Origin of the sequence: Streptomyces sp. NPDC018000 (assembly GCF_044328025.1) — a bacterium.
In the GTDB taxonomy this organism is placed as follows: domain Bacteria; phylum Actinomycetota; class Actinomycetes; order Streptomycetales; family Streptomycetaceae; genus Streptomyces.
In genome coordinates this window covers 146,271-157,219 of the sequence record NZ_JBIRGM010000014.1, presented here as the reverse complement: position 1 = coordinate 157,219, position 10,949 = coordinate 146,271, and the positions used below count along the sequence as shown (strand labels likewise).

The following is a 10,949-nucleotide window of genomic DNA, read 5'->3' as shown; positions in this document are numbered from 1 at the left end:
CGCGCTGGGACTGCAGTACGAGCGCCAGCACCGCGGCCGTCACGAGCAGCACCACCACAGCCACCTGCAAGGCGAAGACCTGCCCTGCAAGGCTCCGAGGGTGTTTGTCCGTGAGTGACCGAACCGGTGCGTTCCGGAATCGGCCGAAACGTGTCGCCACATTGCCCTTTGTAACACCGCAAGGTCGACGGCGCGTCAGGCGAGGCTGGTCGCGGGCGACCGGTGTACGGGGCGCCGCAGGGCTCCCCTTGCCGGTGCTAGCAAAGCCGCGCTAGCGTGTTTCTGTGCCCAAGACTCAGTTGAACGTGAGGGTGGACGAGGCTACCGCCGAGGCCGCGCGACAGCGCGCGATGCAGAGGGGGATGAGCGTGAACCGCTACATAGAGGAGCTTGTGAAGCAGGATGCGGGCGAGGTCGGACACACCTTCGTCGAAGCCGCGGCCGACTTCATGAAGCAGTACGAGTCGGTGTTCGCCGAGGAGTTCGGCCCGGAGCGCAAAGGCACGCGTTGAACCTCCAGATCGACCTTTCCTGGCTGCTCATGGTGGCCGAGCACAAGACTCCCGGCGATCCTCAGGTCGTCGACTGGGGTGCGCTCGTGGCTGCGGTGGCCCGTCATGAAGCCGAGATCTTCGGCAGCCCCGTCTACAGCGACCCGCACGCCAGGGCCGCCGCCCTTCTGCAACTGCTCCTCCATGTCCCAGCGCTCGAACACTCGAACGCGATGTTCTCCTCGGCCGTCGCATACGGCTATCTCGTCGCCTCCGGGCTGAAGGTCATCACCTCGCCCGAGCAGGTGCGCGACCTGGCTCGAATGGTGAAGGAGGGCAAGGCGGACGTCCGGGCCATCGCCGACGAACTGCGCAGTTGGAGTCTGTGACACCACCGGCACGCGGTGGTGGACCAATGCCTCAGCCAACCGCGGCCGGCCGCCGCGCCACGCCCAGCACACACGCGGACGTGGGCAGCCGGATTCCCCAGTCGGGCATCCTGACCCTGCGGTAGGCCTCCACCGTGAACCCGGCTCTTTCGATGGCGGCCACGGTGTCGCGCGCCGTGTGGCACCCGCCCGTCACCAGCGGCCAGACCGTACGGTCCAGCGCCCGCTGGGTCGCTGCCATGATCCGGTCATCAGCCCGCACATGCTCGAAGAAGCGCAGCTCGCCGCCGGGCCGCAGCACCCGTACGATCTCCGCGAGCGAACGTTCCACATTCCGTACGGTGCACAGCACCAGCGATGTGACGGCCCCGTCGAACGCCTCGCTCTTCACCGGCAGGGCTTCTGCCGCGCCCGGCATCACATCCACCGGAATTCCGGCACGCAACGCCGACCGCACCGCCAACTGCCGCAGGCTGCGCTCGGGTTCGATGGCCACCACCTCCGACACCGCGGGCGGGTAGTGCGCGAAGTTCAGGCCGTTGCCCGCACCTATCTCGATGACTCGGCCGGACATGCCGGCCAGCAGCTCCGAGCGCACCGCGGCCAGCCCCGCCCCGGTCTCCGCGGCCACGCTCATCCGGGCGTAGAGCCGAGCGAAGACGGGGTGGTGCACCGCTCCCTCCGGGATTTTCGTGCTGCGCAGACGCATGACGGACCTCCTCGACACGGCGCTCGACCGGAAAGGTACGGCTACTTCGATTCTCCCCCCGTCCCGCGCGGCTCGGCCGCCCACTCGGCCGGCCGATTCCCGCCGAGTTGCGCCGTCAGCCAACTCCCGGCCTGCGCACGGAAGTCGGAGGGCGCCAGCGCCCCCGCACCGGCCGGCACGGCACCCAGCAGCGGGGCGCCCGCAGCCACCGGAAGGTCTTCCAGATTGCAGCGCGTCGCGAGGTCCGGCTCGGAGGGCATGCTGCCCACCACCACACCGAGGCACTCCAGCCCCCGCGCCCGCAGGGCCTCCGAGGTCAGCGCGGTGGAATTGAGAGTGCCCAGTCCCGCCGGCGCCACGACCAGGACCGGTGCGCCCAGCAGCCGTGCCGCGTCGGCCAGGGTCGCGCCGTTGTCGTCGAACCGTACGAGCAGTCCGCCCGCACCCTCGACCAGCACCAGATCGTGTCCGGCCGCCAGCTTCTCGGCCGCCTCGGCGATCTCGTAAGGCCGTACCGGCGGGAGACCGGCCCTGCGGGCGGCCGTGGCAGGTGCCAACGGCTCGGGGAACCTGGCCAGTTCGACCGCGGTCACATGGCCGCCCGCCAACCGTGCGACCTCGGCGGCATCGCCGGGCTCGCCGGGAGCCAGCCCCGTCTGGGCAGGCTTGAGCACCGCCACGCTGCGATCCCGGCACGCCGCCGCCACAGCCGCGGTCACGACCGTCTTGCCGATCTCCGTGCCCGTACCCGTCACCACCAGAACCGTCATCTCAGCCCTCCCGCGCAGCCGCGCACACGGCGCGGCAGATCCGCGCCACATCCTCGTCACCGGTCACATACGGCGGCATGGTGTAGACGAGATCGCGGAACGGCCGCAGCCACACACCCTCCCGTACCGCAGCCCGGGTCGCGGCCTCCATGTCCACTTCGTGATCAAGCTGTACGACACCTATCGCTCCCAGCACCCGCACATCCCGAACCCCGGGCAGCTCCGCAGCCGGGGCGAGACCGTCCCGCAGCCCGCCGCCGATCCGCTCGACCTCCTTCTCCCAGTCCTGGCCGAGCAACAGGTCGATGGATGCGCATGCCACCGCGGAGGCGAGCGGATTGCCCATGAACGTAGGTCCGTGTGCCAGCACCGGTACCTCGCCCCGCGAGATGCCCTCCGCCACTCGTGAGGTGCACAGCGTCGCCGCCATCGTCAGATACCCGCCGGTCAGCGCCTTGCCCACGCACATGACATCCGGCGAGATCCCCGAATGCTCCGCGGCGAACAGCTTCCCCGTACGGCCGAAACCCGTGGCGATCTCGTCGAACACCAGCAGCACGTCATGCGCATCGCATGCCTCGCGCAGCACCTGCAGATAGGCGGAGGAGTGGAACCGCATCCCGCCCGCGCCCTGCACCACCGGTTCCACGATCACCGCGGCCAGCCGGTCGGCGTGCTCCGCGATCAGTTCCCACAGGTGTTGTACGTACGCGGCATCCGGCTCCGCGTCGAAGCCCGCCGGCGGCTCGTCCGCGAAGATCTGCCGGGGCATTACGCCCGACCACAGCTCGTGCATGCCACCCTCGGGGTCGCACACCGACATGGGCTGCCAGGTGTCCCCGTGATAGCCGCCGCGCCAGGTCAGCAGCCGCTGCTTGGCCGGCCGCCCGGCCGAGCGCCAGTACTGCAGACACATCTTCACCGCGACCTCGACCGACACCGACCCGGAGTCGGCGAGGAAGACATGCTGCAGCGGCTCCGGGGTGATCTCGACCAGCCGGGTGGCCAGCCGCACGGCGGGCTCATGGGTGAGTCCGCCGAACATCACATGACTCATCCGGTCCAGCTGACCGCGTGCCGCCTCATTGAGCACCGGATGGTTGTAGCCGTGCACCGCCGACCACCAGGACGACATGCCGTCGACCAGCTCGTGCTGCCCGTGGGCCGGTTCGGCGAGCCGGAGCCGTACCCCGGACGCGGACTCCACGACCAGTGGCTCCTGACGCCCCGGCATCGGGCCGTACGGATGCCAGACGTGGGCCCGGTCCAGCAACCGCAGTTCGGCCGGGGAGAGCGCCTCAGGCATTGGGGGCGAGATCCGTACCAGCGCCGCGGCGGCGAACCGCCACCAGATCCGTGCGTGCAGCCGGGATCTCGCTGGGCTCGGCAGCGGCTTCCGAGGGCGTGTCGCCACAGGGTGCGCACCCGCCGTCGTGCGAACCGCAGCCGCCGCCCTCCTGCGCACGGTGCGCAGGCAGCGTCGTCGTCCCTGCTCCCTCCACCTCGAAACCGGCGTCCGCGATCATGTCCAGATCCGCCTGCCCCGCCTGTCCCTCGCTGGTGAGGTAGTCGCCCAGGAAGATCGAGTTGACCAGGTGCAGAGCGAGCGGCTGCATCGAGCGCAGATGCACCTCGCGCCCGCCCGCGAGCCGCACCTCCACATCCGGGCAGACGAACCGGACCACCGCCAGAATGCGCAGGCACCGCTGCGGCGTGAGGTTCCACTCCTTGGCCAGCGGGGTCCCCTCGAACGGGATCAGGAAGTTCACCGGCACCGAGTCCGGGTCCAGCTCGCGCAGCGAGAAGACGACATCGACCAGATCGGCATCGCTCTCACCCATCCCGGCGATCAGCCCGGAGCACGCCGAGAGCCCGGCGGCCTGCGCCTGCTGCACGGTCTCCACCCGGTCCGCATAGGTATGGCTGGTGGTGATGTTCCCGTACGTCCCCTCGGACGTGTTGAGGTTGTGGTTGTACGCGTCGGCGCCCGCCGACCGCAGCCGGTCGGCCTGTCCGTCGGAGAGCAGACCGAGGCAGGCGCACACCTCGACGCCCTCGTGCCGCTCCTTGATCGCCGCGATGGTCTCCGAGACCCGGTCGACATCCCTGTCCGTCGGACCGCGACCGCTCGCCACCAGACATACCCGCTTGGCGCCGCCCGCCACCCCGGCCGCTGCGGCCTTCGAGGCCTCGTCCGGTTTCAGCCAGGTGTACTTGAGGATCTCGGCCTTCGACCCGAGCCGCTGCGAGCAGTACGAGCAGTCCTCGGGGCAGAGCCCGGACTTGAGATTGACCAGATAGTTCAGCTTCACACGCCGCCCGAACCACTGACGGCGCACCCTTCCGGCCGCGGCCACCACTTCGAGCAGATCGTCGTCCGAGGTCGCCAGTACGGCGAGTGCTTCTTCACGGGTCGGCAGCTCGCGCCGCAGTCCCTTGTCCACCAGCGTGTTCAGGAGGTCCATGACATCGATCCTGGCCTACGGCACGGCCCGCAGCCAAGGAGGAACCGGACAACAGAGCCTGTCGAGGGTGTGTGTATTGCCACACCATGACCTGCTGCGCCCCCGGTTAAGCTCTGTAAGCTGCCTACAAAAGGGACCGTTCATGCCCTTCGCTCCGTTCGACTGGATCGACGACGAGGCGCGCCGCCGCGCGGACGCCGGACTCGTCCGCGTGCTCCGCCCCCGGCCCGCCGAACCAGAGCTTCTGGACCTTGCGAGCAACGACTATCTGGGCCTGACCCGGCACCCCGAGATCATTGCTGCCGCGGCCGAGGCCGCGCACCGATGGGGCGCGGGGGCGACCGGATCACGGCTCGTCACCGGCTCCACCGCACTGCACGCCGAACTCGAACGCGAACTGGCCGATTTCTGCGGTTTCGAGGCGGCTCTGGTGCTGTCGTCGGGCTACGCGGCCAATCTCGCCGCCCTCACCGCTCTCACCGGTCGCGGCTCGCTGATCGTCTCCGACGCGGTCAACCACGCCTCGATCGTGGATGGTTGCCGGCTGTCCCGGGCCGAGACCGCCGTCGTGCCGCATGCCGACCCCGATGCCGTACGCAAGGCGCTGCAGGCACACGAGGGACGCGCGTTGGCGGCCACCGACTCGGTCTTCTCGGTCGACGGCGATGCCGCGCCGCTTTCCGAACTGGCCGACGTCTGCCGAGCGGAGGGCGCCGCACTGCTCGTCGACGACGCACATGGCCTCGGCGTGCTGGGCGAAGGCGGCCGGGGTGCGCTCGCCGCCGCCGGTCTTGCGGGCAGCGAGGGAATCGTCACCACGCTCACGCTGTCCAAGTCCCTGGGCAGCCAGGGCGGAGCGGTCCTCGGACCGGCCCGGGTCATCGAGCATTTGGTCAATACGGCTCGTACATTCATCTTCGACACGGGTCTCGCACCGGCCGCGGCGGGCGCCGCTCTGGGGAGCCTGCGGCTGCTCCATCGCGAGCCGGAACGCGCCGGCAGAGCCCGCGCGGTCGCCACCGCTCTGTACGAGCGGCTGACCGAGGCCGGTCTGACCGCCGTCCGCCCCGACGCGGCAGTGGTCTCGGTGCGGGCACCCTCGGCGGATGCGGCGGTGCGCTGGGCGGCCGACTGCCGCACCGCGGGAATCGCGGTGGGATGCTTCCGGCCGCCGTCGGTGCCGGACGGTGTCTCCCGGCTGCGACTGACCGCGCGAGCCGACCTGACCCAGCATCAGATCGCCACCGCCGTGGCGATCGTGCGACGGACCGCTCCCGTCAGCTGACCGAACCCCGGTGCAGGCCGGAGACGAAAATTTTCCAGGCCGCCGCGGAGAACCGCAACGGTGGCCTGGACACATCCTTGAAGTCCCGTACGGCCAGCCGTCCGTTTCCGAACGGCGCGGTCTCCACACAGTTGTTCATACCCGTGCTGCGGCTGCTGCGCCGCCACCGTAAATCGTGCTGTGCGAGGCAATCCGACATGAGCCCCCCTCGGGCAGTCCGGGGTCACCGACCGTCGCGGTCGATCGCGGCGATGAGGTCCAACGAGTGCTGCGGCGACAGCGCGTGCGCCTGCATGGTGCGGAAGGCCGAGCTGTACGCCTCAAGGTCTTCTTTCCGCTCCAGATAGAGGCTACTCGTCAAATGGTCGAGAACTACCACGTCCAGATCAGAAGTGTTCGGAAATGAGAAGATAACGAAAGGGCCGGTGAGTCCGGCATGGCAACCGACCGAGAATGGCAGCAACTGAAGCTCCACGTGAGGTAGTTGAGCCACGCGAGTCAGATGGCGCAGCTGGTTTCTCATCACCCGGCCCCCGCCGACCTCGCGCCGCAGCACCGCCTCGTCGAGCACCGCGCTCAGCCGCAGCGGCGGATCGGTCCGAAGCACCCCTTGCCGGGCGAGCCGCACCTCCACCAGCGAGTCCAGCTGGCGGGCGGGTAACCCGTCCAGCGATGCCCGGGTCACCGCGCGTGCGTAGTCGGCCGTCTGCAGGAGCCCCGGCACTACCGAGGTCTCCAAGGTCCGCGCGGTCCGCGCCTGGGACTCCAGACTGATGAAGTCGCGGTACTGCGGCGGGATCAGACCGCGATAGGCATGCCACCATCCGGTACCGCCACCGCCCGCCGAACCCGCCAGCGCTGCAAGAAGCGTCCGCAACTGCGTGTCGTCCACGCCGTACGCGTCCAGCAGCCGGGTCACATCGGCCGGTCGCACCCCACTGACACCGGTTTCGATCCGGCTCACCTTCGACTGGTGCCAGCCGAGCGTCCGAGCGGCGTCCCGACTTGTCAATCCGGACGCGTGGCGCAGACTCCGGAGCTCCTCCCCGAGCTTGCGGCGCCTTACCGCAGGGCCGTGCTGCATCTGCGGCCTCCCTCCCTCTTCCGCCGAGCGGACAGTGTGACGCCCGCGTACGGCCTTGCGTGGCAGGGTCACCGCATTGAGCGACAGATATATGCATATCTTGGTGGATCGCCGTTGCGGAGAGCAGCACCAGTGGCAATCCGGCGCGAAGCGCGACCGAGACCGGTGGTGGGTCGGTTCCGAGGGGAAAGGGACGGCTAGCCATGGCAGACCATCGGGAAGCAAGCGTCGCTCTGCCACTGTCGACGGCGGCAAGACAGATCACGGCCGGGGCCACGGGCGTGATGTCCGGACAGGCGTCAGCGGACCCGCCCGTAATAGACGCTCTTCGTCCAGATCTTCTCCAGCCGGACCACCGCGCCGGTCCTCGGTGAGTGCCAGATCTTGCCCTTGCCGGCGTAGATCCCCACGTGGTAGATGCTGCGGCCGTGATGGAAGAAGACCAGGTCGCCACGTTGCCTGTGCGAGGCGGGGATATGGCGAGTCTTGTTGTACTGCTGCTGGGCCGTGCGCGGGATTTTCTTGCCCGCCTTCTTGAACGAATAGACCGTCAGACCCGAGCAGTCGAAGCGGTTGGGGCCGGTGGCCCCCCACCCGTACGGCGATCCCTTCTTCGATGCGGCGATGTTGAGCGCTTTCATCGAGAAAGTCGCTGCCTGGGCCTGGCTCGTGGCGCCAGGGGCGAGCATGGTGCCGCCGACCGCGGCCAGTGTCAGAACCGAGGCCGTGCCGGCCCGGGCGAGCAGAGACGGGACATGAACCTGCGCAGTCATGCGCAACCCTTCGTCAGCCGCCTGTGAAGGATGACCTGTCGGGTTCGGGCTGGCGAAGTTGCCCGGCCGCCCCTGGGCGGCTTCACCCCGAGGGCCGACCGGTGTTCCGGTCGGCCCGTTGTGCTCGGGTCCTCCACTCCTGCCGATCCACTTCTGTCGACCAGGCATCCGGACGGCGGCAGGACTCGGCGTCCGCCCGAACCGCCCCGCCGCGGTGGCGGGGGCTTGTCGTCCCAGGGATCTTGACTCACCGGCTGCCCGATTTCTCAGGGAAAGCAGCGATATGTGAGGCTTCTCACGACTGATCCGTTCGGGTGAGGCTGATGAATTCGGACGCTCTGCCGGTCGCTCGGACCGGTCTCGTACCAGGGGTGGAATGACAGATTCCGCTCACTGTCCTCATAGGAAAGCGCAAGTTGAGATGTCCCTCGCGAGGGCGAACCCCTACGCCGAACGAGCGAGGAATTCCGATTTGCCTGCCGGGCGTGTCGCGCAGGGGAGTTGAGCAAAGCCCGTCAGAGGTGAAGGCAGGGGGAGTTGACCGGACTCGGCAGGGGTGTCGGCGAACTGGCCGATCAACTCGTCCGAGCAGGGGGCACGGTGACACGTTCCGCCCGCCGTTCCCCGTCCAGTACACGCAGCGCCCGCGCCAGGGTGGCGGCGTGGATCTGTGCTTCTCCGCGCTCATGCATCAACGCCAGTGCGTCCCGTAGCGCGCCCGCCCGTGAGACCAGCGCCTGTGCGGCGCGCAGTGCGCCGTAGGTGTCGCTGCCGCGGGCCGGGTTGATCCGGCCCAGTTGGTCGAGGGCTTCGAGGTAGCAGTCGATGAACTCTCCCTCGGCGCACGTCAGTGCGGGGAGCGGCGGCAACTCCGGTGACTGCATCGGGCGTTCACCTCGCGCTGTGCGGCGGGAATGACGACATCCGGTTCTCCACGATGTGGTCCACCAGGCCGTACGCCTTGGCGCCCGCCGCGTCGAGAATGAGGTCGCGCTCGATGCAGGTGGTGATCTGCTCGGCGCTCCGGCCGGTGTGACGGGCCAACAGCGTGGTGAGCATCTCGCGGACCCGTTCCATTTCCTGTGCCTCGATCTCGAGATCGGACGGCTGACCCCGAACCGGCTCGGTGAGGTCGGGCTGCTTTACGACGACCCTGGCACCGGGCAGTGCGTGCCGTCGTCCGGGAGTGCCCGCGGCGAGCAGTGCGGACGCGCAGGAGCCGGCCTGACCGAGGCAGTAGGTCTCCACCTCGCAGGTGAGGTACTGCATCGTGTCGTAGATCGCGGACATGGCTCCGAACGAGCCACCGGGGGAGTTGATGTAGAGCGAGATGGGCCGGTCAGGGGCGTCGTGTTCCAGATACATGAACTGGGCGATCAGGTCGGTGGCCGCGGTGTCGTCGACCGGGGTGCCGAGGAAGACGATCCGTTCGGCGAGCAACTTGGAGTACGGATCGAGGGTGCGGGTCCCGTTGGTCGTGTGTTCGGTGAACTCGGGCAGCACGTAACGGGTGGTGGGGCGTAACAGCATGGCGATGCCTTTCCTCCGGGTCTGCACGGGCGCGTGCACAAGCTTCTGTAGAAAATGTACAGGACGTACAGAAGGTTGTGATGGGGAGCGACGTATCCTGGTGATCCACTAAATGACCCGGGTCAGAGGCTGTTTTTTGCTGTTCGCCGAGCGTAGATGTCTCACATATCTGTCACGACTTCTTGATCATCAGGCTGCTTCGCCCTCACTGAAGCCAAGCAGGAAGTGGGGTGGCCCGAGGCGGCGCGGAGGTCCTCGGGGCTCGGGTGAACGTACACCCGCTTGGTGAAGTTGGCGTTGGCATGCCCGGCCCATGCGGCGAGGGCGACGTCCGACACGCCGTTGACGGCAAGAAACGTGAGGCACGAGTGGCGCGCGCTGTAAAGTCGGACCTTTTGTAGCTCTAGCTTCTGCTGCAGGGAGTACGCGGCCTCACGCAGGTGGCGAGTCGTGAGCGGCCGGCCGAGGTGTTGGGCCGTCGAGGGGCGAAGTCCTGTGCCGGCTTGGCCGCCACGCCTGCGGGTGCCGACAAGTAGCCAGGTGACCATGGATTCGACGTGTTCCCCCGTCAGTTCCTGCAGGCGCATATGGCCGAGGTAGGAATGCACGTGGATCAAAGCGTTCTTGTACCCCTGGACCGTGCTCTCCTCCAGGTCCTCGGCCTTCTTGGCCAGCCAGATGTCGAGTCACTCGGACACCGTGATCTTGCTCGGCATGACGAACATGCCCGTCGCCCGCCGATTGCGGATGCGGGCGATCCCCTCACGCACCTCCGTGGCAGGTCCGTCGTGACGGTGCGTCGCTTGCGCTTGCCTTGGGCGTCATGGCCCATGTCGACGACGGCGCGGTAACGGACCTGGCCGCTCTGGCAGGCCGTCCTCGTTGCGCCCGTCGTGCGGACCCCGAACGACGACCCCGAGGGCGACGACCCGCAGGACGTCGTCGGGGCGGTCATGTGGCTTGGGGAGTCCGAGAGCGAGATCGAGGGCGCGGACACGGTCACGGACAACTCCCAAGGCATGAGGCTCCCTGTCGTGTCGACCACGATGTGCCGCTTACGGCCGTTGATCTTCTTCCCGCCGTCGAAGCCGCGTGAGGACGCGGGCACGGACGCGGCGGCCTTGACCGACTGGGCGTCGATGATGCCCGCGGTCGGCTCCGGATCCCGGCCGGCCGCCTCGCGGGCCCTCCCACGCAGCCGCGTTATGGGTGTTACATGCGTTAGTGCGATATCGGCCTCAGCCTGGACCACTTCGAGGGTCGCACCTGGTGCGGCCCGGCACCACCATGTCACCCTCGTGACCGCCGCCCACGCCTTCCTCACCCTCCGGCGCCTCAACCCAAAAGCCGAAGCGTCGGCCTGACCTTCTACCAAGCCCTCGACACCATCCAAAACCTGATTCGGGCCTGGACCGGCGAATGCCCCACCTGCCACCGCGACTTACCCAACACA

13 protein-coding genes, 2 pseudogenes and 1 riboswitch are annotated in these 10,949 nt (G+C 68.4%); of the genes and pseudogenes, 4 read left to right on the top strand and 11 right to left on the bottom strand.

Features of this window, described 5'->3' with window-relative positions:
• Positions 1-284 precede the first annotated feature (284 nt).
• Both ACH4EW_RS24960 and ACH4EW_RS24955 read left to right on the top strand, forming a co-directional pair.
• Positions 285-512, top strand: coding sequence for an antitoxin (locus ACH4EW_RS24960; RefSeq protein ID WP_383965323.1), 228 nt, complete (start codon positions 285-287; stop codon positions 510-512).
• On the top strand, positions 509-880 hold the full coding sequence (locus ACH4EW_RS24955) for a fic family toxin-antitoxin system, toxin component (RefSeq protein ID WP_398260404.1): 372 nt from the start codon (positions 509-511) through the stop codon (positions 878-880). The genes ACH4EW_RS24960 and ACH4EW_RS24955 overlap by 4 nt, the downstream gene beginning before the upstream one ends.
• A 31-nt stretch (positions 881-911) precedes the next feature.
• Here the strand turns inward: ACH4EW_RS24955 and ACH4EW_RS24950 are convergent, their stop codons facing one another.
• Genes ACH4EW_RS24950 through bioB form a run of 4 tightly spaced genes read right to left on the bottom strand, consistent with a single transcriptional unit; the run spans position 912 to position 4,824 of the window.
• On the bottom strand, positions 912-1,589 hold the full coding sequence (locus tag ACH4EW_RS24950) for a class I SAM-dependent methyltransferase (protein WP_398260402.1): 678 nt from the start codon (positions 1,587-1,589) through the stop codon (positions 912-914).
• Between the two features lie 41 nt (positions 1,590-1,630).
• Positions 1,631-2,359, bottom strand: a complete 729-nt coding sequence (bioD, locus tag ACH4EW_RS24945) for a dethiobiotin synthase (protein WP_398260400.1) — start codon at positions 2,357-2,359, stop codon at positions 1,631-1,633.
• Position 2,360: 1 nt separating this feature from the next.
• Positions 2,361-3,665 (bottom strand): adenosylmethionine--8-amino-7-oxononanoate transaminase, encoded by a 1,305-nt coding sequence (locus tag ACH4EW_RS24940; protein WP_398260398.1) that lies wholly within the window; start codon positions 3,663-3,665, stop codon positions 2,361-2,363.
• Positions 3,658-4,824, bottom strand: a complete 1,167-nt coding sequence (gene bioB, locus ACH4EW_RS24935; protein WP_398260396.1) for a biotin synthase BioB — start codon at positions 4,822-4,824, stop codon at positions 3,658-3,660. The genes ACH4EW_RS24940 and bioB overlap by 8 nt, the downstream gene beginning before the upstream one ends.
• Before the next feature lie 142 nt (positions 4,825-4,966).
• Between bioB and ACH4EW_RS24930 the strand changes: the two genes are divergently transcribed.
• On the top strand, positions 4,967-6,109 hold the full coding sequence (locus tag ACH4EW_RS24930; RefSeq protein WP_398260394.1) for an 8-amino-7-oxononanoate synthase: 1,143 nt from the start codon (positions 4,967-4,969) through the stop codon (positions 6,107-6,109).
• On the opposite strand, the gene ACH4EW_RS24925 is transcribed toward ACH4EW_RS24930, so the two are convergent.
• The 7 genes and pseudogenes from ACH4EW_RS24925 to ACH4EW_RS24895 form a co-directional block, all read right to left on the bottom strand.
• Positions 6,102-6,308 (bottom strand): DUF397 domain-containing protein, encoded by a 207-nt coding sequence (locus ACH4EW_RS24925; protein WP_398260392.1) that lies wholly within the window; start codon positions 6,306-6,308, stop codon positions 6,102-6,104. The genes ACH4EW_RS24930 and ACH4EW_RS24925 overlap by 8 nt on opposite strands.
• Before the next feature lie 24 nt (positions 6,309-6,332).
• Positions 6,333-7,193: a helix-turn-helix domain-containing protein gene (locus tag ACH4EW_RS24920; RefSeq protein ID WP_398260390.1), complete on the bottom strand. Its 861-nt coding sequence runs from the start codon at positions 7,191-7,193 to the stop codon at positions 6,333-6,335.
• Between the two features lie 299 nt (positions 7,194-7,492).
• Positions 7,493-7,966, bottom strand: coding sequence for a C40 family peptidase (locus ACH4EW_RS24915; protein ID WP_398260388.1), 474 nt, complete (start codon positions 7,964-7,966; stop codon positions 7,493-7,495).
• A gap of 3 nt (positions 7,967-7,969) precedes the next feature.
• A riboswitch (cyclic di-AMP (ydaO/yuaA leader) is annotated at positions 7,970-8,143 on the bottom strand.
• Between the two features lie 398 nt (positions 8,144-8,541).
• The gene (locus tag ACH4EW_RS24910; RefSeq protein ID WP_398260386.1) at positions 8,542-8,850 is read right to left on the bottom strand and encodes a hypothetical protein; all 309 of its coding nucleotides are present in this window, start codon (positions 8,848-8,850) and stop codon (positions 8,542-8,544) included.
• A gap of 7 nt (positions 8,851-8,857) precedes the next feature.
• Positions 8,858-9,493, bottom strand: a complete 636-nt coding sequence (locus ACH4EW_RS24905; protein WP_398260418.1) for an ATP-dependent Clp protease proteolytic subunit — start codon at positions 9,491-9,493, stop codon at positions 8,858-8,860.
• A gap of 164 nt (positions 9,494-9,657) precedes the next feature.
• Entirely contained in the window at positions 9,658-10,149 is a 492-nt protein-coding gene (locus ACH4EW_RS24900) for a tyrosine-type recombinase/integrase (protein WP_398260416.1), read from the bottom strand.
• Positions 10,150-10,514: 365 nt separating this feature from the next.
• Positions 10,515-10,679: pseudogene (locus ACH4EW_RS24895) on the bottom strand (transposase); the annotation flags it as partial.
• Positions 10,680-10,730: 51 nt separating this feature from the next.
• Here ACH4EW_RS24895 and ACH4EW_RS24890 point away from each other — a divergent pair.
• Positions 10,731-10,860: pseudogene (locus tag ACH4EW_RS24890) on the top strand (IS701 family transposase); the annotation flags it as partial.
• Between the last annotated feature and the right edge of the window lie 89 nt (positions 10,861-10,949).